This window comes from Actinomadura pelletieri DSM 43383, assembly GCF_003634705.1.
GTDB classification, from domain to species: Bacteria; Actinomycetota; Actinomycetes; order Streptosporangiales; family Streptosporangiaceae; genus Spirillospora; species Spirillospora pelletieri.
Map to the genome: position 1 here is coordinate 1 of NZ_RBWU01000009.1, position 21947 is coordinate 21947.

Annotated in this window: 18 protein-coding genes and 1 rRNA gene; 14 read left to right on the forward strand and 5 right to left on the reverse strand. The window is 71.9% G+C overall.

Translation table 11 applies throughout. The annotated features are described in order from the left end of the window. From rrf to BZB76_RS33070, 6 genes are all read left to right on the forward strand, one after another. A 5S ribosomal RNA gene (gene rrf / locus BZB76_RS36870) occupies positions 1–71 on the forward strand; the annotation flags it as partial. 1125 nt (positions 72–1196) lie between these two features. After that, positions 1197–2498: a UDP-N-acetylglucosamine 1-carboxyvinyltransferase gene (gene murA / locus BZB76_RS33050; RefSeq protein ID WP_121438383.1), complete on the forward strand. Its 1302-nt coding sequence runs from the start codon at positions 1197–1199 to the stop codon at positions 2496–2498. 69 nt (positions 2499–2567) lie between these two features. Next, complete coding sequence (locus BZB76_RS33055; protein ID WP_121438384.1) at positions 2568–3431, forward strand: hypothetical protein; 864 nt, start codon at positions 2568–2570, stop codon at positions 3429–3431. A 3-nt stretch (positions 3432–3434) separates the two neighbouring features. Further along, positions 3435–4172: a GntR family transcriptional regulator gene (locus tag BZB76_RS33060; protein WP_121438385.1), complete on the forward strand. Its 738-nt coding sequence runs from the start codon at positions 3435–3437 to the stop codon at positions 4170–4172. Between the two features lie 132 nt (positions 4173–4304). Beyond that, positions 4305–5903 carry an acyl--CoA ligase family protein gene (locus BZB76_RS33065; protein WP_121438386.1) on the forward strand — a complete coding sequence of 533 codons (1599 nt, stop codon included), beginning with the start codon at positions 4305–4307 and terminating at the stop codon, positions 5901–5903. A 70-nt stretch (positions 5904–5973) separates the two neighbouring features. Further along, complete coding sequence (locus BZB76_RS33070) at positions 5974–7539, forward strand: FAD-dependent monooxygenase (RefSeq protein ID WP_121438387.1); 1566 nt, start codon at positions 5974–5976, stop codon at positions 7537–7539. Between the two features lie 67 nt (positions 7540–7606). Here BZB76_RS33070 and BZB76_RS33075 read toward each other — a convergent pair whose 3' ends face one another. Together BZB76_RS33075 and BZB76_RS33080 are read right to left on the reverse strand one after the other, a co-directional pair. Then, positions 7607–8014 carry a DUF2795 domain-containing protein gene (locus BZB76_RS33075; RefSeq protein ID WP_121438388.1) on the reverse strand — a complete coding sequence of 136 codons (408 nt, stop codon included), beginning with the start codon at positions 8012–8014 and terminating at the stop codon, positions 7607–7609. 106 nt (positions 8015–8120) lie between these two features. Beyond that, on the reverse strand, positions 8121–9509 hold the full coding sequence (locus BZB76_RS33080; protein WP_170180881.1) for a cytochrome P450: 1389 nt from the start codon (positions 9507–9509) through the stop codon (positions 8121–8123). Between the two features lie 141 nt (positions 9510–9650). Here BZB76_RS33080 and BZB76_RS33085 point away from each other — a divergent pair, with 141 nt between their 5' ends. Further along, positions 9651–9839 (forward strand): DUF5302 domain-containing protein, encoded by a 189-nt coding sequence (locus BZB76_RS33085; RefSeq protein ID WP_117405071.1) that lies wholly within the window; start codon positions 9651–9653, stop codon positions 9837–9839. Between the two features lie 69 nt (positions 9840–9908). Here the strand turns inward: BZB76_RS33085 and BZB76_RS33090 are convergent, their stop codons facing one another. From BZB76_RS33090 to BZB76_RS33100, 3 genes are all read right to left on the reverse strand, one after another. Next, positions 9909–10547, reverse strand: a complete 639-nt coding sequence (locus BZB76_RS33090; protein ID WP_121438390.1) for a pyridoxamine 5'-phosphate oxidase family protein — start codon at positions 10545–10547, stop codon at positions 9909–9911. Between the two features lie 446 nt (positions 10548–10993). After that, positions 10994–11890 (reverse strand): hypothetical protein, encoded by an 897-nt coding sequence (locus BZB76_RS33095; protein ID WP_121438391.1) that lies wholly within the window; start codon positions 11888–11890, stop codon positions 10994–10996. Between the two features lie 82 nt (positions 11891–11972). Then, entirely contained in the window at positions 11973–13322 is a 1350-nt protein-coding gene (locus BZB76_RS33100; RefSeq protein ID WP_121438392.1) for a M20/M25/M40 family metallo-hydrolase, read from the reverse strand. A 308-nt stretch (positions 13323–13630) separates the two neighbouring features. Between BZB76_RS33100 and BZB76_RS33105 the strand changes: the two genes are divergently transcribed. The 7 genes from BZB76_RS33105 (at position 13631) to BZB76_RS33135 (ending at position 21944) form a co-directional block, all read left to right on the forward strand. Then, positions 13631–15109, forward strand: a complete 1479-nt coding sequence (locus tag BZB76_RS33105) for a peptide ABC transporter substrate-binding protein (RefSeq protein ID WP_121438393.1) — start codon at positions 13631–13633, stop codon at positions 15107–15109. 6 nt (positions 15110–15115) lie between these two features. Next, a complete protein-coding gene (locus tag BZB76_RS33110; RefSeq protein WP_121438394.1) occupies positions 15116–16042 on the forward strand; it encodes an ABC transporter permease in 927 nt (308 codons plus the stop codon). Then, complete coding sequence (locus BZB76_RS33115) at positions 16042–16893, forward strand: ABC transporter permease (RefSeq protein WP_121438395.1); 852 nt, start codon at positions 16042–16044, stop codon at positions 16891–16893. Before BZB76_RS33110 ends, BZB76_RS33115 begins: the two co-directional genes overlap by 1 nt. 4 nt (positions 16894–16897) lie before the next feature. Beyond that, positions 16898–17938 carry an ABC transporter ATP-binding protein gene (locus BZB76_RS33120; protein ID WP_121438396.1) on the forward strand — a complete coding sequence of 347 codons (1041 nt, stop codon included), beginning with the start codon at positions 16898–16900 and terminating at the stop codon, positions 17936–17938. Next, positions 17922–18941, forward strand: coding sequence for an ABC transporter ATP-binding protein (locus tag BZB76_RS33125; RefSeq protein ID WP_121438397.1), 1020 nt, complete (start codon positions 17922–17924; stop codon positions 18939–18941). Before BZB76_RS33120 ends, BZB76_RS33125 begins: the two co-directional genes overlap by 17 nt. Positions 18942–19006: 65 nt before the next feature. Next, positions 19007–19867: a spermidine synthase gene (locus BZB76_RS33130; RefSeq protein WP_121438398.1), complete on the forward strand. Its 861-nt coding sequence runs from the start codon at positions 19007–19009 to the stop codon at positions 19865–19867. 67 nt (positions 19868–19934) lie between these two features. Beyond that, a complete protein-coding gene (locus BZB76_RS33135) occupies positions 19935–21944 on the forward strand; it encodes an ATP-binding SpoIIE family protein phosphatase (protein ID WP_246007368.1) in 2010 nt (669 codons plus the stop codon). Positions 21945–21947 lie beyond the last annotated feature (3 nt).

Below are 21947 nucleotides of genomic sequence, written 5' to 3' on the forward strand. Positions count from 1 at the left end.
CGGAAGTTAAGCTCTTCAGCGCCGATGGTACTGCATGGGAGACTGTGTGGGAGAGTAGGACACCGCCGGACATTTTTTGTAGGAAAGGGCCCCGCTGTTCGGCGGGGCCCTTTCTCATTTTCGGGCTTGAAAGTCCCCCAGGGGCAGGCGTCGTGTTGCCCTGTCGTGATGGTGGACATCAGATCGATGTGCGTTAGCAGCGTCGCCCTGGCCTAGCTGAACGCACCGAGGCTCTTGCATTCTCGTCGAGTACAGCGCCGGTCGGGCCCGTCGCGTACAGCGCAACGGCAATCCTGTCCTCCCCGTGATCCTCGTCCGACAGCGGGAAAGCGCGCAAGAGCGACGTGGGGGCCGACGCTGGCAGCCGGGTTTGGGGGATGCCCCCCACATGAAGGCGTCCCGCAAGAGTGCGCATCCGCTTGAACAGAGCCTCCAGCTCCTCGCGAGGCGTTCGCCGATACGTGAGCGAGCCGAGGACGGTCGGCCCCCGCCACCGCAGCCGGTGCAGCCGGCCCGTGGCAATGAGGGCCATCATGGCGAAGATCACTGCGCTGACCACGACCTCGTCCGCGCCTCGGCTGACGAGGTCGGTAGCGTGTCGGCCGGTCTCGCCGGCGCGCCGAGCGAGAGGCCAGGTTGGAAACGAGGGTCGTGCCGCAGAGCCGGGCCGCGGCTGGTGATACGGGCGCCGCTGGAAGCGAGAAAAGATCTACAATGTAAAGGGTGGAACCGGTCTGCTCGCGGCGCGCTCGCCGTCCCACGGTCAATGGTCGCTCCAGCGGAGGCGCCTGCGCCGCGTTCGCGATCCTCACGCCCTCCCCGACGATCATCGCGCAGATGGAGGGGCTCGGTGCGGACATCGTGCACGTGTACGGGCTGTCTGCCGGCCGCGCTGGTGCCCGTGGGGGCCGCGCTCGGCGCCCACTCGACCGCATGATCGTTGTTGGGGAGGGGGCGCAACGCTTGTGCAACGTGAGGTAGGAGAGGATTGGTCCGTTCGACGAACATCGAACCCATGGTCGCGCCGGGGCCAACCCACACATCTGCCCCGGCGCGACCGCGGTGCCCCGGCGGGGTCGGCCCGGTCGAGGCCGACAGGTTTGGGCGCATGAGTCTGCGTGCCAAGGCTTGGTGTGGGGCGGTGGTGCCCATGTCGGGGGTGTGGGTTGATCGTGTGCAGGGCTTAGGCTGCTCGGGTGGTTGAGAAATTGTGGCGGATCGAGCCGTCGGGGCCGTTGCGTGGGGACGTCACCGTGCGCGGGGCCAAGAACGCGGTCAGCAAGCACATGGTCGCGGCGATGTTGGGGGACGAGCCGAGCACCATCGGCAACGCGCCGGACGTCGGTGAGGTCGGAATCACTGCGGGCATGCTGGAGCACGTCGGGATGACGGTCGAGCGGTCCGGCGGTGAGGTCACGGTCGTGCCGGGGGGCGTGTCGGACCCGAGTGTCGGTAAGGCGTTCACCGGGCTGAACCGCATCCCTATCCTGATGTTGGGGCCGTTGCTGCATCGGGCCGGTGAGGCGTTCGTGCCGCTGGTCGGGGGTGACCCGATCGGGAGGCGTCCGGTCGACTTCCACGTGGAGGCGTTGAAGGCGTTCGGGGCCGAGGTGACGCATGCGGCCGACGGGATTCACGCGCGTGCGTCCAGGCTCGTGGGGACGCGGATCGATCTTCCGTATCCGAGTGTCGGCGCTACGGAGACGGTGTTGTTGGCGGCGGTGCGCGCCGTGGGCAAGACGGTGATCCGCAATGCCGCCACCGAACCGGAGATCATCGAGCTGGCCCTGTTCCTGCAGCGGATGGGGGCGCGGATCTCGTTCGCGCCGGACCGCAGGATCGTCGTCGAGGGCGTCGAGCGGCTGAGCGGTGCGCAGACACGGCTCGGCGGTGACCGGATCGAGGCGTTCTCGTACCTGGTGGCGGGGCTCGTCACCAGGGGAGAGGTCCGGGTCCACGGGTGCCCGCAGGACCGGCTCGTCACGGCGATCACGACGCTGACCAGGATGGGCGCCCGGTTCGAGATCACCGATGAGTGGATCATGGCCTCGGCGCCGGACGGGTTGACGCCCGCGGCGGTGCAGACCGACACGCACCCCGGGTTCGCGACGGACTGGCAGACGCCGCTGATGGTGCTGTTCACCCAGGCCGACGGTATGTCGGTGCTGCACGAGACCGTGTACGAGAACCGGCTCGCGTACGTTCCGGCGTTGCAGAGCATGGGGGCGGAGATCGAGGTCTACGACACGTGTCTGGGCGGGCCCGCCTGCCGGTACCACGACACGGCCGCGCTGCACTCGGCGGTCGTGCGGGGAGTGAGCAAGCTCCGCGGCGGGGACGTGACGATGCCCGACATCCGGGCCGGGTTCTCCGCGGTGCTGGCCGCGGCGGTGGCGGAGGGGCCGTCCACGCTGCGGGGCGTCCACCACATCGAACGCGGCTACCACCGGCCGGTGGAGCAGTTCCAGGCGCTGGGCCTCTCCTTGCGGGCGGGTTAGACGAGCGTTTCACCTGGTGATGGCCGAAAGTTGCAAGACGGTGGTGGGTGTGACGGCCACGCTGGAGTCATGGATCTGAACAAGGCGTCGGAATTCATGGCCACGCACGCGCGCATGCTCGACCGTCGGCGGTTCGAGTCGCTGACGGGAACCGGCGATCGCGATGCGCTGCTGGCCGCCGTGAACTCCTACCGGAACCCCGACGGCGGCTACGGGCATGGTCTCGAACCCGATCTGCGGTCGCGGACGAGCCAGCCGGGTGCGGCGCTGCACGCGTTCGAGGTGTTCGCCGAGCTGGCTCCGGTCACGGTTCCGGAGGCGGTCGCGCTCTGCGACTGGTTGGAGTCGGTGACGTTGCCGGACGGTGGTCTGCCGTTCGCGCTGCCCGTCCCCGATCCGACCGGCTGCGCGCCGTTCTGGACGGGCGCCGATCCCGAGGCGTCGTCCTTGCAGATCACGGCGGTCGTCGCGGCCATGGCGCAGCGCGTCGCCGATCACCACGAGGCGGTCGCCGCGCATCCGTGGCTTCGGCGTGCCACGCGGTTCTGCCTTGACACCGCTCGGACGAAGGGTGACCTGCACGCGTTGGAATTGGTGTTCACGCTGTGGCTCGCCGATGCCGTTCATGATGTCGAGGTCATCGAGTTGCTCGGTCGGCAGGTTCCGAAGGACGGGCTCGTGCACGTCCAGGGCGGCCTGCCGGACGAGATGATGCGACCGTTGGACTTCGCGCCCTACCCCGACCGTCCCGTGAGGGCGCTGTTCGACCCGGACGTCGTGGACGCGGAGCTGCGCCGACTGGACGACCAACAGCAGGAGGACGGCGGGTGGCGCGTCGACTTCGCGTCTTACTCGCCCGCCGCTGAGTTGGAGTGGCGGGGCTACACGACCGTACGCGCCGTCTCGATCCTGAGCGGGATCGGATATTCATGAAGGGTGATCGATCCCTCGTCGCCCCTCCCGAAGTACCTTCAACTCCGCGCGATCCTGCTCGACATGATCGAGCAGAGGCGGCTGCCGGTGGACGCGCCCGTCCCGTCCGAACGCGAGATGTGCCTGCGGTTCGGGGTGTCGCGGATGACCGTGCGGAAGGCCGTCGACCAGCTCGTCGCCGAGGACCGGGTCCGCCGCATCCCCGGTAAGGGCATGTACGTGTCCCGTCCGAAGGTGCAGATGCCGAAGGAGCTCGTGTCCTTCACCGAGGACATGCTCGCCCGGGGGATGCGTCCCGCGTGCGTCGACCTCGACACGCGTACGGTCACGGCCGACGTTCGCCTGGCCGGTCATCTCGGTGTCGTCCCGGGCACGGCCGTGCACGTCCTGGAGCGGCTGCGGCTGGCGGACGGGGAGCCGATGGCGGTGGAGCGCTCGCACATTCCGGCGACGCTCGCGCCGGACCTGTTCGAGCGTCGTGCGCCGGAGTCGTCGCTGTTCGCCGCGCTGGAACGCGAGTACGGCATCGTCATGGACGCCGGGGAGCAGACGATCGAGGCGGGTCCGGCGGACGCCGAGCGGGCGGAGCTGCTGGGCATCGAACCGGGGGGCACCGTGTTCTTCCTGCGGCAGCGGACGTTCAGCCGCGGGACGTGCGCGGAGGTCGCGTTCGCCACCTATCGGGCCGACCGGTACCGCATCCATCTCGGTCTGGAGATCCAGCGGCACACCGAACACTGACGGACGCGCCGTGACGAGTCCGCCACGGCGCGCTCGCCCGCGTGGGATGCTTGAGACGCAGGTCACATCATCGCCGGGGGTGCGGTGCTCGGGCGAGCGGCGGGCCCCGGCCGACGGCACCGGAGGCTCCCGATGGACAACGGCCCGGGTTACACGGCGCTCACGCCGCTGGCGTTCCTCGAACGGTCGGCGGAGGTGTTCCCCGGCAAGACGGCCTACGTCTACGGGGACCGCCGTGTCACCTACGCCGGGTTCGCGGCCGAGGCGACCCGGCTGGCGAACGCGCTGCGGGCCTCGGGGATCGGGCCGGGCGACCGGGTCGCCTACCTCGCGCCGAACGTCCCGGAGTTGCTGGTGGCGCATTTCGGCGTCCCGCTCGCCGGGGCGGTCCTCGTCGCGATCAACACGCGGCTCGCGGCCGAGGAGATCCGCTACATCCTCGGTCACTCCGGGGCGAAGGCCCTGGTCGTGGACGCGGGCCTGCACGGGTCGGTGGCGCCGCTCGCGGGCTCGTTGCCGCAGGTCGTGACCGTCCCCGCGGTCGGCGCGGAGCCCGATCCCGCGGTGGGTGGCGTGGCCTACGCGGAACTGCTGGCGCGCGGCTCGGACGAGCCGCTCCCCTGGGGCGTGGACGACGAGAACACCGCCATCTCGATCAACTACACGTCCGGGACGACGGGACGCCCGAAAGGCGTCGTGTACACGCACCGGGGGGCATATCTGAACGCGCTCGGCGAGGTCGTCCATTCGCGGCATTCCTCCGCCAGCGTGTACCTGTGGACGCTGCCGATGTTCCACTGCAACGGCTGGTGCACGCCGTGGGCGCTCACCGCGGTCGGCGGGACGCAGGTGTGCCTGCGCGCCGTCGTCGCCGGTGAGGTGTGGCGGCTCATCGACGTCGAGGGCGTCACGCATCTCAACGGCGCCCCGACGGTCCTGGTGACGATCGCGAACGCGGCGCAGGCGCATCCGCTGGAGCGGCCGTTGACCGTGACGACGGCGGGCGCGCCGCCCTCCCCGACGATCATCGCGCAGATGGAGGGACTCGGCGCGGACATCGTGCACGTGTACGGGCTGACCGAGACCTACGGGCCGTACTCGGTGTGCGAACCGCAGCCCGGCTGGCCCGAGCTGCCGGCGTCCGACCGGGCCCGGCTGCTGGCCCGGCAGGGCGTCGGCATGATCCAGACGGACGGTCTGCGCGTCGTCGACGACGACATGAACGACGTTCCCGCGGACGGTGAGACGCTCGGCGAGATCGTCATGCGGGGCAACAACGTGATGAAGGGCTACCACCGGGACGGGGAGGCGACCGCGCACGCGTTCCGGGGCGGCTGGTTCCACTCCGGTGACCTCGGCGTCCGCCACCCGGACGGCTACATCGAGTTGCGCGACCGGTCCAAGGACATCATCATCTCCGGCGGCGAGAACATCTCCACGGTGGAGGTGGAACGGGCGATCGACTCGCATCCGGCGGTGCTGGAGGTCGCCGTCGTCGCGATACCGAACGACACGTGGGGCGAGCGTCCCAAGGCGTTCGTGGTGCTCCGCGACGGGCAGGCCGTGACGGAGGCCGACCTGGTCGAGCATGTTCGCCGGAGCCTCGCCCGCTTCAAGGCGCCCGACGCGGTGGAGTTCGTGGCGGCGTTGCCGAAGACGTCGACCGGGAAGGTCCAGAAGTTCCAGCTGCGCGAGAAGGAATGGGCGGGACGCGAACGCCGGATCCTGTGAGGTCCGGTGGTTACGGGGAAGTGTTCCGAGAACGGGGGCCGTGCCGCTGTTGAGCCGAAAGGGGAGCGGGATGTCGCCCACCGGTGAACCGACCGGGAACGTACTGATCGTAGGAGCGGGTCCCACCGGGCTCCTGCTGGCAGGTGATCTGGCCGCGGCCGGGATCGGCTGTACCGTGCTGGAACGCCGCGAGAAGGTGACGAGCAACCTGACACGGGCGTTCGCCGTCCACGCGCGGACGCTGGAGCTGCTCGACGCGCGGGGCCTCGCGGACGACCTCACCGAGGCGGGCGAGCCCGTCAGCGAGCTGAGGCTGCTCGGGCGGAACGCCGTCGACCTGTCCAGGCTGCCGAGCCGGTTCCCGTACCTGCTGGTCGTGCCGCAGTACGAGACGGAACGCGTCCTCAGGCGACGGGCCCTGGACGCGGGCGCGGAGATCGTTCACGGTGCGGAGGTCGTCGGGCTCCGCCAGGACGCGGCGGGTGTCGACGTCGACGTCCGCGATCCGGACGGTGGGACGCGCACCCGCCGCGCCTCCTACGTCGTCGGCGCCGACGGGGTCCGCAGCACCGTCCGGCGCCTGCTCGGGGTGCCGTTTCCCGGTCAGGCGGCGGTACGGTCGATGATGCTCGCCGACGTCCGGTTGCGGGACGCGCCCGAGGACGTCCTCACCGTCGACTCGTCCGGTGACGCGTTCGCGTTCCTGGCGCCGTTCGGGGACGGCTGGTACCGGGTGATCGCGTGGAACCGCCGTCACCAGGCGTCCGACTCCGAGCCCGTCGACTTCGACGAGTTGCGGGAGGTGACGCGGCGTGCCCTCGGCACCGACCACGGCATGCACGAACCGCGCTGGACGTCCCGGTTCCACAGCGACGAACGGCAGGTGCCGAGGTACCGGGTGGGCCGGGTGTTCCTCGCGGGCGACGCCGCGCACGTCCACTCCCCGGCGGGCGGGCAGGGCATGAACACCGGGTTGCAGGACGCCGCGAACCTCGGGTGGAAGCTGGCCGCGGAGCTGTGGGGCTGGGCGCCGTCCTGGCTGCTCGACAGCTACCACGAGGAGCGGCACCCGGTCGGGCGGCTCGTCGTGCGCGGCAGCGGCGCGCTTCTGCGGTTCGCCCTCCTGGAGCAGCCGTGGCTGCGCAGGGCCCGCAGCGTGGGCCTGTGGACGGCGACGCACGCCCGGCCGGTGGCGCGGCGGTTCGCGGGCGCCGTCTCCGGCATCGACCTGGCCTACCCGGCGCCGCGCGGCGCGCATCGCCTCACCGGACGGCGCGCCCCGGACGTCCCGCTCGGCGGGAGCCCGGGGCGGCTGTACGCGCTGCTTCGCGACGGGCTGTTCGTGCTGGTCGTCGGGGCGAACGATCCGGCGGTGACCTATCTGGCGACGAAACTGTGGGCCGGACGCGTGCACTGCGCCCTCGCCGGCGGCGCGACCCGCACGACGGCGCTGGTCCGCCCGGACGGTCACATCGCGTGGGCGACGGACGAGACCGCACCCGACCGGCGGGCCGCCGCGATCCGCGACGCGCTCGGCCGGTGGTGCGGGCCGCCCGCGGACCGCGCCGTCCACGAACCGCGGCACGTCGAGAACGTGATCGGCGACGGCCGCCCCCCGAATGAGCGCAGGCCCTGACCCATGACGACGGGGCCTGGTCGCCGTGGGCGACCAGGTCCCGTCGTCATGCGGGCCGTTCGGCCGGTCAGTAGCGGCGTTCCTCGCGGCCGTAGCCGAGTTCCTCGGCCACGTCGGCGACGTTCTCGTACTCGCGTTTCGGGAGCGTCCGGAGCTGCTCGACGGCCTCGTCGGGCGCGCCTCCCTCGGCGGCGTGTCTGACCAGTTCGTTCGGGCGTGCCGGATACCGGACGCCGGTCAGCAGCCGGGCCAGGGCGCTGCGGCCCTCGACGTCCTGCGCGCTCATCCCGGGTGGTGAACCCTCCCGGTTCCCGGCGGACGACCCGGTCGGGTTCGCGGGGTGGTCGTCGGAGAACGGCTCGGTCTCCTTGAACTCCTCGGCGTGGGTGGGATGGCCGCCGCTGACCATGCCGTGCGTCTCGCGGCTCAGCTCCTCGTCCACCTTGGCGCCGTGCTTGTCGCTCTTGTCTGGCATCGTTTCGTCCTCCCGCGCGTCCTTCCGTGCCGGTGAGCGAAACGTTCCCGGGCGGGTGCGCCCAAACATGGGAGCCGCCCGGCCGGCCCTGCCCGGACGCGTCCGTTCAGGACTGCGACAGGCGCATCATCCGCAGGACGCGGCGGACCAGCGAGGTCGACTCGTCCTCGGCGGAACCGTTCCGCTCCGGCTTCTCGTCCGCGGCGCCGGCCGGGACGGGAGCCGGGTCGTCCGCCAGCTCGTAGGTGACCGGCAGCGACCGCAGGCCTCGCATGAGGGGGGACGAGCGCCACGGAAGCTGGTCGGCGGGCAGCGCGAGCCGCAGCCCGGAGAACCGGTCGAACAGCCGCTCCACCGCGATCGTCGTGATCGTGGTGGCGAGTTCGCGGCCGAGGCAGGCGTGCGGGCCCGCGCCCCACGCCAGGTGCGCGCGGGAGCTGTAGATCGAGTCGGGCGCGGAGGTCCGGGTGAACGCCGGGTCCAGGTGCGCGGCGGCGGGCGACACCAGGACGGGGTCGCCGGCCGCGATCTGGAACCGGCCGAGGCGCACGTCCGACCGCGCCCACCGGAACGCCAGGTTCGCCATCGGCGGGTTCGCGGCCGCCGCCCGGTTGATCGCCTCCTGGATCATGCCCGCCGACATGCTGTCGCGGGCGCCGGTCCCGCCGATCAGGATCTCGGTGATGGTGTTGCAGATCAGCGTTCCGGTCACATCGCCGACGAGGCCCGTCATCATCGCCATCTCGCGGGTCAGCTCCGCGGCGGTCAGGTCGGGCACGGCGGCCAGCATGAACGACGGCAGATCCTGTCCCGGGACGGTCGTCCGGTCCGCGCACACGCCCGCGACCCGGGCGACGAGGCGCTCCGACGCCTCGTGCGCGTCGGGTCCGGCGTCCAGGATCCGCCACAGGTCGATGATCAGCTCGTCGTCGCCGTCCGCGCCCTCGCCGAGCAGCCGCCCGATGACCATCAGCGGGAGCGGTCGGGCGTACTGCGCCGACAGGTCGGCCCCGCCGGTGCGTCCGCCCTCCGCCATGACCGTGATCAGCTCGTCGGCGTACCGGCGGACGGCCCGCTCCAGCTCCTTGGCCTCGTCCCGGGCGCGGTTCTGGAACGGGCGCAGGGCCGCGCTCCAGGCGCCGCGCAGCCGGGTGGAGTCGGCGCCGTCGCGGAACGCCGAGCTGTCGGACTCGACCACCGGCAGCATCGGCCAGTCCGCGGGGACGGCGCCCTCCCGGTAGGCGCGCCAGTTGTCGACCCTTCTGCTCCAGATCCCCCGGGTGTCGCGCAGCACGTCGAGGGTCTGCGAGTAGCCGATGACGAGCCACGACGGCACCCCGAGCACGTCCACCGGCGCCACCGGGCCGTACTCCTCGCGCAGACGCTCGAAGAAGGCGGCGGGACGGGACTCGTAGTCGCGGTTCAACAGCGGCTGGACGGCGAGCGCCTCCAGCGGCGGATGACCGGGCTCTGCCTGGGGTTTCTGCGGATCCACGGGCACAAACCCTAGGAGAGATCGACCATTGTCGGCCGGTTTATTCGGAATTCCCCGTGATGATCTTCACTGCGTGCGCGGATGGCCACGCTCCGCGGGGTATGTGAGGCTAGGGGTGCCCTACAAGAGCTGGAGGTCCGCATGACCGACTCGTCAGGAGAACCCGAGCACGGCGAGGACGACGTGAAGCGCAAGTTCCGGGAGGCCCTGGAACGCAAGCGCGAAGAGGCGGGCAAGAACGACGGCAAGTCCGGCAAGGGCGGCTCCAAGGTGCGCGGCACGCACGGTCGTGCCGACCACCAGCGGCAGTTTCGCCGGAAGAGCGGCTGACCCCGGCACGGTCCGCCGCCACGACCCGAGACCCCCGCGCGACGGGCGCGGGGGTCGACCCGTCCCGGCTCAGGTGTTGTACAGCCCCTTCGCGTAGGTCTCCTCGGCGTAGTAACGCTCCAACTCCTCGAGGCTCTGCTCGACGCGCTGGATGTCCTTGATGAGGCGGGCGTGGGAGGGCAGCGCGTCCGGCTCCCAGGTGTCCGGCTTCCACAGCTTCGAGCGCATCAGCGCCTTGGCGCAGTGGAAGAAGATCTGGTCGATCTCGACGATCAGGGCGAGCGCCGGACGATGCCCCTGGACGATCATCTCGTCGAAGAACGGCGCGTCCCGCACGAGCGTGGCCCTGCCGTTGATCCGCAGGGTCTCGCCGCGCCCCGGGATCAGGAACAGCAGCCCCACGTGCGGGTTGCTCAGGATGTTCAGGAACCCGTCGGCGCGACGGTTGCCGGGCCGGTCGGGGATCGCGATCGTCGTGTCATCGATGACGTGGACGAACCCGGGCGGGTCGCCCTTCGGCGAGACGTCGCAATTCCCCTCGGCGTCGCTCGTGGCGATGAGGCAGAACGGCGTGTGGGCGAGCCAGTCCCGGTCGCGGGCGTGCAGCCGGAGGCGCTCCTTCTTGACGGCCCGTGGCATCGGCGCGCCGAGGATCTCGCGCAGCTCTTCCGCGGAGGCGATCGCGGTGACGTCGGGGGCGACCGTCATCGCCACTCCTTTCGCCGGAGATGGGAAGCTCAGCGTAACTCGGCGATCTTCGGCCGTTCGGCGCCGGGGCACGCCGGTGGCCGTGCCGTGGTCTTCCGCGCCGACCACGACACGGCCGCCGGACCGCCGCGCCGGGGACGCCCGGCGCGCCTCGGGCACCCGGAGGAAGAGCGCGGCGGCATCTTCGATGGGGTCGTCCGTCCGGACGGCCCCGCCCCCGTCACTCAATACAGACCCGCGACCCGGAGGAAACTCATCGCTCCGGGCGGGGGATCTCGATGACGCTGTGGGACGAGCCGTCGGCGCGGCTCGACCTGCGCGGCGAGCGGGCGCTGGTGGAGGACGCGGCGTGGTCGACGTTGACGATGGGCGCGGTGGCAGGTTGCGGGGCCGTACCGCTGCCGGCCGTTCTCCGGGCGACCGTGTTCCGGGGCGACGCCGGTGGTTCAGCCGTGGCGGGCGTCGCGGTCGGCGGCCCGGCGTGCCTCCCGGGCGGCCTCCCGTGCCTCCCGGGCGGCCACCTCGGCGCGGGCCCGGTTCTCCTCGGCGCGTTCCGCGCGGCGGGTGGCCGCGTCCCGTTCGGCGAGGGCCCGCTCCAGTTCGTGGCGGAGGCGGCCCACCCTGGCGGACGCCTCCGCGGCCTCCCACCTCGCCGTGTCCGCGCGCCCCTCGCGTTCGGAGAGCTTCCGGTCGGCCTCCTCGGCCCGCCGCCGCAGGGTCTCGGCCCGCCGAGCCCGGGCCGCGCTCGTCCGGGTGACATTCGACACGGCCCGCTCGGGGGCCGCCTTCTTCTTTCGCTTCTTGTCCGCGGGCGGCTTCTCTTCGGGTTCGGGCGCCGTCCGTGGCCTCTCTTCCTGCCGTGTCATGGGGAAGCCGGCCGGGACGAAACCGGTGTGGCTGCGCGGCCGGGCCAGCCGTCCCGCCCGTACCTCGTCGGCGATCCCGGCGTCCACGGTGGCGCCCTGCAGGGTGTCCTCCACCTCCCGGACGGCCTGTTCGCGCAGCGGGGTGCCCGCGTCCGCCGCGAGGTCGCCCGCCGTCCGCACCAGCGCCCCCACCAGCCGGGCCCGGCGCTGTTCCAGATCGCCGAGCCCGCCGCCCGACCCCCACGCCGCGCGGATCTCGTCGCCGACGTCCAGCAGCCGCCCGAGGTCGTCGGCGGCCGAGCGGGCGAGCAGGTTCACCGCCCACGCCGACAGCGTCGGCCGCCGCAGCGCGCCGACGCGTTTGGCGAGCGGCGCGTCGCCCGCCGCCTTCGCGTCCTCGACCAGCCGCTTGCGCGTCGCCACGAACTCGGCGGGCCGGACGCCGTAGAGCTCGTCGGCCGCACTGGAGAAGTCCACGACCGGATCCCTACCCCGGCCGGACGCGGAACCAGCAGGTCGGGCGGGTCTCGACGGAACGCGTCCGGTTCCGTCGTCCCTGTCAGCGGGTGTCGAGGAACCGGTCCAGGACCCGGGTGCCGAACGCGAGGGCGTCCAGCGGGACGCGTTCGTCCACCCCGTGGAACATCCCGAGGTAGTCGAGGTCCGGGCCGAGCAGCAGCGGGGCGAAACCGAAGCTCGTGATCCCGATGTCGTGGAACGCCTTGGCGTCGGTGCCGCCCGCCATCACGTAGGGGACGGGACGGGCGAGCGGGTCCTCGGCGCGCAGGGAGTCGGCGAGCGCGGCGAAGGTGGGGCCCGCCGGGTCCGCGATCGGGGCCTCCTCGTAGTTGATGAACTCGCGGGTCACCTTCGGGCCGAGGAGCCGGTCGACCGTGGCGAGGAACTCCGCGCCGGTGCCGGGCAGGTACCGGCCGTCGACCTCGGCGGTCGCCGTCCCGGGCACGACGTTGACCTTGTATCCGGCGGCGAGCCGCGTCGGGTTCGCCGAGTTGCGGATCGTGCCGGTGAACAGGCGGCCGACACCGCCGAGGCGCGCGGCCTCCGCGTCCAGACGGTCGTGGTCGATGGTGGTGCCGAGCGCGTCCGCCAGGCCGTCCAGCAGGGCCCGGACACCCGAGGTCAGCCGGACGGGCCAGGTGTGCGCGGCGAGGCGCGACACCGCGTGCGCCAGCTCCGCGACGGCGTTGTCGGGCGCCGGTTTCGACCCGTGCCCGGCGGTGCCACGCGCCGTCAACCTCATCCACATGGTGCCCCGCTCACCGGTCGCGATCGGGTAGATCCGCGTTCCGCCCGCGTCCACGCTGAACCCGCCCGACTCGCTGATCGCCTCCGTGCAGCCCTCGAAGAACGCGCGGTGCTCGCGGGCGACGTAGCGGGAGCCGAAGTCGCCGGTGCACTCCTCATCCGCCAGGAACGCCAGCACCAGGTCACCGCGGGTGCGCCGTCCCTCGCGCAGCCGCCGCCGGACGGTCGCCAGGGTCATCGCGAGGCTGCCCTTCATGTCGACCGCGCCGCGCCCCCACACGCACCCGTCGCGCACCTCGCCGGAGAACGGCGGGACGGCCCACTCCGCCGGATCGGCGGGCACCACGTCGAGATGCCCGTGGATCAGGAACGCCGGAGCGGACGGATCCGTGCCCGGGACCCGGGCCAGCACGCTCGCCCGGCCCGGCGCCGATTCCACGATCGTCGACCGGACGCCCACCTCGTCCAGGAGCCCCGCGACGTACTCGGCGGCGGGCCGCTCCGGGTGGGCCACCCCCTCACCACGGTTCGTGGTGTCGAACCGGATGAGCTCGGCGCAGATCCGCCCCACCTCGTCCGCGGAGGTGGGCGTCGCCGCCGTGAGTTGTCCGGACGCCGTGGACTTGAGCGGATCGTCGCGCATCTTCCCCCCGTCGGTTTCCCTTCGTGCCAAAGGTTTTATCTTCTTTCGCCGCCGGACGCCGTCAAGGACGAGGGCGAACGTCTCGATCTGGTTTCGACTCCGTCAGCGCCGTAGTCGTGTGGTCACCGTGAGTATCCGGTGGCAGCAATCTAGGTGAGGCAGTCGACGGTGTGCGGCGGGGGAGGGGTATGGCGGGCCAGAAGGGCGTTGGGCGGGGCCTTCGTGTCGGGGGCGGTGGACTCGCCCTGGTGGTGGCGTTGCTGGGATTGCCGGGGTGTGGGGGGAACGAGGCCGGGGCGAGTGCGGGCATGTTCACGGTGGGGCATCCCGAGCCCGACCATCTCGTGCCCGCCGACACCACGAGCAGCTACTCCTTCGACGTGATCAGTGAGCTGTTCGACAACCTGATGACGCTGGACGCGGGCGGTAGGGCCGTTCCGTTGGCCGCCGAGTCCGTCACCTCCACCGACCAGAAGGTCTGGACGATCAAGGTGAGGTCGGGGCGACGGTTCCACAACGGGGAGGAGGTGACCGCGCGGAGCTTCGCCGACGCGTGGAACAACGCGGCCTACGGGCCCAGGGGAATGGCCGCCAACGCCTACTTCTCGTACATCGACGGGTACGAGGCGATGAACCGCGGGAACGCCGCGAAGGCGCTTTCCGGGGTGGAGGTCATCGGTCCGTACCTGTTGAAGGTGACATTGGACGAGCCGTTCGGCCAGTTCCCGCTGCTGCTCACCTATCCGGCGTATGCGCCGATGCCGAAGGCCGGGTTGCGGGATCCGAAGGCGTTCGACGACCATCCGATCGGCAACGGCCCGTACATGATGGACGGCGACTGGGAACGCAACAGGGAGATCAAACTCGTCGCGTTTCCCGGGTACGCCGGGCCGCGCGAACCCCGGAACAAGGGGGTGACGTGGAAGAGCTACTCCAGCGCCGACACCGCCTACACCGATCTGCGGGCCGGGCGGATCGACGTGCTCCAGACGATTCCGTCCGCCAAGGTCCCCGAGGCGAAGCGGCTTCTCGGCGACCGGTTCCTGACCCGCAGGACCGGCACGATCGACTATCTCGGCTTCCCGTTGTGGGACGAGCGGTTCGCCGACGCGAACCTGCGCAAGGCCATCTCGATGGCCATCGACAGGGAAGGCATCGACAAGGCCGTCTACAACGGCGACTTCTTCCCCGCCGATTCGCTGCTTCCCGCCATCGTCGACGGGCACCGGCCGAACGCGTGCGGCGAACTGTGCACGTACAACCCGGGTAAGGCGCGGTCGCTGTTCACCAAGGCGGGCGGGTTCAGCGGCACCCTGGAGCTGTATTTCTCCAACGCGCAGCCGACGTACGCCCAGTGGATGCGGATCGTGGCGAACTCCCTGCGCGACACCCTCGGCATCAAGGACATCCGGTTCCGCCAGGTGCCCGCGTCCGACTACTTCTCCATACTGCGCCAACGTAAGGAGAAGGGCCCGTACCGGCAGAACTGGGAGGCCGACTATCCGAGCCCGCAGAACTATCTGGAGAACATGCTGGGCTCGGACAACAACCGGATGGGCTGGACGAACAGGGAGTTCGACGACCTCATCGCCAAGGCCAAACGGGCGGCCGACCAGCGGGAGGCCATCGGGTACTACCACCGCGCCGAGGACATCGCCCTCCGCGAGATGCCCCTGGTCCCGCTGTGGACGTGGGCGGGGCAGAGCGGCCGGTCGCGGAACGTCGACAATGTGACGATCACCCCGTACGCGACGGGCCTGATCGCCACCGAAGTGACGGTGAAATAGCCGACGATGTGGCGATTCGTCCTCCGGCGGCTTCTTCAGGCGGTCCCGGTCTTCTTCGGCACGACGCTGCTCGTCTACGCGATGGTGTTCGCGCTGCCCGGTGACCCGATCCAGGCGCTCGCCGGGGACAAGCCCGTCCCGGAGAACGTCCTGCGGACGCTGCGCGACAGGTACAACCTGGACGATCCGCTGCTGGTGCAGTACGCGAAGTACATGGCGGGCCTCGCGCGAGGCGATCTCGGGGAGAACTACACCGGCCAGAGCGTGGCGGAGATGCTCGGCGGACGTTGGGCGGTGACCGCGCGGCTCGCGATCACCGCCTGGATCTTCGAGCTCGCGGTCGGGATCGCGCTCGGAGTGTGGGCGGGCCTGCGGCGCGGGAGATTCGCCGACACCCTCGTCCTCGGCGGGACGACGCTGGTCATCGCGGTTCCGGTGTTCGTGCTCGGCTACACCGCCCAGCTCCTCCTCGGTGTTCGTTGGCACCTCCTCCCGACGGCCGGGACCGACGACGGCTGGCCGGTGAGCTACCTGCTCCCGGGCATCGTGCTGGGGTCGCTCGGCCTGTCGTACGTGGCACGCCTGACCCGGACGAGCCTGGCGGAGAACCTGCGCGCCGACTATGTCCGCACGGCCACCGCCAAAGGACTGTCCCGGGCGCGGGTCGTCGGGCGGCACGCGCTGCGCAACTCGCTGATCCCCGTCGTCACCTACCTCGGCGTCGACCTCGGCAACCTCATGGGCGGCGCGATCGTCACCGAGGGGATCTTCAACCTGCCCGGCGTCGGACAGCAGGTGTTCCAGTCGATCCAGCTCAAGGAGGGGCCGGTGGTGGTCGGCGCCGTCACCGTCCTCGTGCTGATCTTCCTCGCGGTGAACCTGCTCGTGGACGTCCTGTACGGGGTGCTCGACCCGCGGATCAGGTACGAGTGATGAGACGGGCCTCGTTGTGGGACGACGCGTGGCACGACCTGCGGTGCCGCTGGGTCTTCTGGGGGTCGGTGGCGGTCCTCGCCCTGGTGACGGCGATGGCGGCGGTACCGGCGCTGTTCACCGACCGGGCCGCCAACGCGGGCTGTGACCCGAACGACGCGGGGCTCGGCCCGTCCGGCCGTCACTGGTTCGGCACCGACCTCGCGGGCTGCGACTACTACGCGCACGTGGTGCACGGCGCCCGGCCGACGCTGCTGATCGGCGTCGCCGTCACGGTGTGCGCGCTGCTCATCGCGGTCGTGTTCGGAACGCTCGCGGGCTACCACGGCGGCGTTGTGGACGCGTTGATCGCGCGGCTCACCGACGTGTTCTTCGGACTGCCGTTCGTGCTCGGCGCCACGGTCGTCCTCGTCGCGTTCCCGGGGCACGGGATCGGGGCGATGACGCTGGTGCTGGTGCTGCTCGGCTGGACGACGATGGTCCGCGTCATGCGGGGGCAGGTCATCGCCGTCCGCGACACGGGCTATGTGCGGGCGGCGCGGCTGCTCGGCGCGTCCGACGGCCGGATCATGACCCGGCACGTCCTGCCGAACGCGATCGCCCCGGTGGTCGTCGTCGCCACCCTCAACGTCGGCAACGTGATCGTGGGGGAGGCGACGCTGGACTTCCTCGGCGTCGGCCTCCAGTACCCGGAGGTGTCCTGGGGGCTCCAGCTCGGACAGGCGAAGGACTCCTTCCTCGACCATCCCCACCTGCTGGCCTTCCCGGCCGTGTTCCTGTCGGCGACGGTGCTGAGCTTCCTGATGCTCGGCGACGCCGTCCGCGACGCACTCGACCCCAGGCTGCGGTGACGCCATGACGACGAACGACCCGGCGGTCCCCGCGCCGCGCCCGGAAGCGCCGCTCCTGCAGGTGGCCGACCTGCACGTCCGGTTCCGGGTCCGGGGCCGGGACGTCCGCGCGGTGAACGGCCTCTCCTACACCCTCGCGGAGGGGGAGACGGTCGCGATCCTCGGCGAGTCGGGATCGGGCAAGAGCGTCGCCGCGCAGGCCGTCATGGGCCTTCTCGACTCCCCGCCCGCGCAGGTCGACCGCGGGTCGGTGCGGCTGCGCGGCGCGGAACTGCTCGGCCTTCCGGAACGCCGCCGCCGCGCCTACCGCGGCGAACACCTCTCGATGATCTTCCAGGACGCGTCGACGGCGCTGAACCCGGTGTTCACCGTCGGCGACCAGCTCGCCGAGATGTACCGGGTGCACCGCGGCCTCGGCCGCCGGGCGGCGCGGGACAGGGCCGTCGAGCTGATGGAGCGGGTGCGGATCCCGTCCGCCGGGCGTCGGCTCGGCGACCATCCGCACCGGTTCTCCGGCGGTATGCGCCAACGCGTCATGATCGCGATGGCGCTGGCGCTGGAGCCGGACGTGCTGATCGCCGACGAGCCGACCACCGCGCTCGACGTGACCGTGCAGGCGCAGATCATGCGGCTGCTCGCCGCGCTGCGGGACGAGCTGAACATGGGCCTGGTCCTCATCACCCACGACCTCGGCGTCGTCGCCGGGGTCGCCGACCGGATCGTCGTCATGTACGCGGGGTCGGTCGCCGAACGGTCACCGGTCCGCGACCTGTACGCGCGGCCCGCCCACCCGTACACCCGGGGGCTGCTGGCCTCGGTTCCACGGCTCGGCCCGCGGCTCGGTTCGCGCAGGGCGCCGCTCGTCCCGATCGCCGGCGCGCCGCCCGATCCGGCGGCGCTGCCGTCCGGCTGCCCGTTCCGGCCGCGCTGCGCCCGCGCCGAGGCGGTCTGCGCGGCCGAGGCGCCGCCGCTCGTCACCGTCGCGCCGGGGCACGACTCCGCCTGCCACTTCGCCGAGGAGGTGCACGGTGCCGGAACCGGGTGAGGAGCCGATCCTGCGGGCGCAGGGCCTCGTCAAGCACTATCCGGTGACGCGCGGTGTGCTGGTCAGACGCGCGGTCGGGCAGGTCAAAGCCGTCGACGGCGTCGACCTGGAGCTGCGCCGCGGCGAGACACTCGGCGTCGTCGGCGAGTCCGGGTGCGGGAAGTCGACGCTGGCGCGGCTGCTGCTCGCCGACGAACGTCCCACGGCCGGGACGGTCCACTTCGACGGCCGGGACATCTTCGCGATGCGCGGCCCCGAACTGCGGGCCCTGCGCCGCCGCGTCCAGATCGTCCTCCAGGACCCGTACTCGTCCCTCGACCCGCGCATGACCGTCGGCGACATCGTCGCGGAGCCGTTCGCGATCCATCCGGAAGTCGTGCCGAGAGGGGAGCGGCGGCGCCGCGTCCGGGAACTGCTGGAGATCGTCGGTCTGGGCCCCGACGCCCTCGACCGGTACCCGCACCAGTTCTCCGGCGGCCAGCGGCAGCGCGTCGGGATCGCCCGGGCGCTCGCGCCGCGTCCCGACGTCATCGTGTGCGACGAGCCGGTGTCGGCGCTGGACGTGTCCGTCCGGGCGCAGGTGATGAACCTGCTCGCCGACCTGCAACGGGAACTCGGGCTCGCATACGTGTTCATCGCGCACGACCTGGCCGCCGTCCGGCACATCTCCGACCGCGTCGCCGTCATGTACCTCGGCAAGATCGTCGAGACCGGCGACGAGGCCCGGATCTACGAGCGTCCCACCCACCCGTACACGCGGGCGCTGCTGTCGGCCGTCCCGGTGCCCGACCCCGACGCGCCCGCCTGGACGCGGCGGACCCTCCTGGACGGGGAGCCGCCGTCGCCGCTGGACCCACCGTCCGGCTGCCGGTTCCGGACACGCTGCCCGCAGGCCCGGGACGTCTGCGCCGAACGGGAACCCGCGCTTGAGGCGCGCCCCGGCTCCGACCACCCGAGCGCCTGCCACTTCGCGGCGGAAGAGGCCCTCCCGGACCCCACGTGAAGGCGTCGACGTGATGGGCGTCGGCGTGATGGGCAACGCGGCGGCGGCTTCCGTAGGGTGGGGCCATGGCACGCAAGGGCAGGCGCGGACCCCGGGCGAACCTGTACCCGATCGACGCGGGCGAGGCCGAGCTGCTCCGGGACGCCGACCGCGACGGCGGCTGGATGCTGCTGGTCGGCGGCGTGCCGCAGTCGTACGTCGACCTGTCCGACCCCACCTACCTCGACTTCGAGTACATGCGGCTGATGGGCGACGTCGTCGACTCCCTCGGCGTGGACGGTCAGGCGTTCGACGCGGTCCACATCGGAGGCGCGGGCTGCACGCTGGCCCGCTACATCGCCGCGACCCGGCCGGGGTCCCGGCAGGTGGTGCTGGAGCCGGACGCGGGGCTGGTGCGGCTCGTCCGGGAGCAACTGCCGGTCAAGGACGTGCCGGGCCTGCGGATCCGCGTCACCGACGGACGCGCCGGTGTCGCGGCCCTCGCCGACGACGCCGACGACCTCGTCGTGATGGACGCGTTCGCCGAGGCGTCGATGCCGCCCGACCTCGCGACCCGCGAGTTCGTCGTGGACGCGGCGCGGGTGCTGCGTCCCCACGGCGTCTACCTGGTCAACGTCGCCGACGGGTTCCGGTTGCCGTTCGCCCGCCGCGTCGCCGCCACCGTCCGGTCGGTGTTCCGGCACACGCTGCTGATGGGCGACCCGGGCGTGCTGCGCGGCCGCCGGTTCGGCAACCTCATCGTGGCCGGGTCGCGTGAACCGCTCCCGGTGGACGTGCTGCGGCGTCGCGCGGCGGGCGGCGCCGTCCGGGCCCGGCTCCTCGACGGCGGTGACCTCGCCGCGTTCAGCGCCGGCGCGGCGCCCCTGCGCGACGGCGAGGAGATCGTCGCGCCGGTCCCGCCGCCGCAGGTCTTCGGGAAGGCCTGAGGCCCCCGAATCCGCCTACCGTTCCGTATCGGCCGCACGCGCCCCGGCCATGTCCCATAATCGAGCGATGGAGTCGTCCACCCGAATTCTGATCCTCGGCATGGATTCGTCGGGGAGGGTACTCCAGTTCGACCGCAATGCCGCGGCCGTTCTGTCCCCGGACGGGAACGGTCTGCTGGGCGCGCACCTGGACGAGATCATCCCGGGCGCGCGGGAACCGCTGCTGGGGGCGTTGAAGGCCGGGCGGGAACGCACCACCATGCTCGCCATGGAGACCGCGTCCGGCGGGATGCTCGACGCGGTCGTCACCGTCCACCCGCTGAGCGGCTCCGCGCCCGAGATCGCGGCGCTCGCCGTCGTCCGGGTGCCGGTGCCCCTCGTCGACCGGTTCGTCGACCCCGCCGTCATCCGCAGGGCCCTGCTGGACGACGCGCTCCCGCGCATCGGCTCCACCCTCGACCTGGAGATGCTGGCGCGCGGCCTGATGGACGTCCTGGTCCCGCACTTCTGCAACTCCGGCGGCCTGCTCCTGCTGGAGAGCCACCTCGACGCCGACGAGCAGCCGGACGGTCCGGACGGCCCGCAGCTGCGCCGGATGGCCATCGGTTTCGACGACGACGACCCGGCGTGGGACGCGACGTTCCCCACCGGCGAGTCCGTCGTGTACCCGCCCGGCACCCCGTACGCGCAGTGCATCGCCTCCGGGGAGCCGGTGCTGCGCGCCCTCGGCGGCGACGGCGCGGCGGCCCTCGCCGCCGACCTGCGCCGCCCGCCGGTCGGCGACCTGCTGAAGGGCGCCTCGATGCTGCTGCTGCCGATCACGTCGGCGGCGGGCGTCCTCGGCTTCTTCGTCTGCACGCGCACCGTCGCGCACCGCCCGTTCGACGCCTACGACGTCGAGATCGGGATGGAGTTCGCGAACCGCGCGTCCATCTTCGTCGAGAGCGCCCGGCAGTACTCACGGGAGCGTGCCACCGCGCTCACCCTCCAGCGCAGCCTGCTGCCGACGGGCCTGTCGGCGCCGTCGCCGGTCGAGGTGCACCACCGGTACCTGCCGGGCAGCCGCCTCATCGAGGTCGGCGGCGACTGGTACGAGTCGATCGCGCTGCCCGGCGCCCGGGTCGCGCTCGTCGTCGGCGACGTCGCCGGGCACGGCGTCAAGGCCGCCGTCACGATGGGCAGGCTCCGCACCGCCATCCACACCCTCGCCGGGCTGGAGCTGCCGCCCGCGGAGGCGCTGGAACGGCTCGACTCGCTGATGCGCACCCTCGGCGAACGCGAACCGCACTTCGCGACCTGCGCCTATGTCGTCTACGACGCGGTCAGCGGACGGTGCGAGGTCGCCAGCGCGGGGCATCTGCCGCCGCTGCTCGCCCCGCCCGGCACGGAACCGGAGTACCTGCCGGTGCCGCCCGCGCCGCCGCTCGGCGTCGGCGGTGACGGACCCATCGTCAGCCGCGAGTTCACCGTCGAGGACGGCACCCTGCTGTTCCTGTACACCGACGGTCTGGGGGAGAACCGGGCCCGCGACATCGACGACGGCCTCGCCCGCCTGCGCGGCGTGTTCGGAGGCGGCGGCGCCCGATCGCTGGACGACCTGTGCCAGGCGGCCCTCGACGGCGTCTACGACGACGAGCACCGCGACGACATCGCGATGCTCGTGGCGCGCCTGGCCCGCATCCCCGCCGACCGGCACGCCACCTGGGAACTGCCCGCCGAGCCCGCCGCCGTCCGCCGGGCCCGGGGACTCGTCCGCGACCGACTCTCCCGGTGGGGCCTGGACGACCTGGCCCACCCGACCATGCTGCTGGCGTCCGAACTCGTCACCAACGCGATCCAGCACGCGGGCGGGCGGATCAGGCTGCGGCTCATCCGGGAGGGCGGCCTGGTCTGCGAGGTCTTCGACTCCTCCGACGGCCGTCCCCGCGTCCGCCACCGCGAGGACGGCGACATGAAGGAGTCGGGCCGCGGCCTCCACGTCGTCGGACGCCTCGCCCAGCGGTGGGGCGTGCGCCGCACCGCCGAGGGCAAGGTCGTCTGGTGCGAACAGGAACTGCCCCGGTCCCGGATGAACTGACGC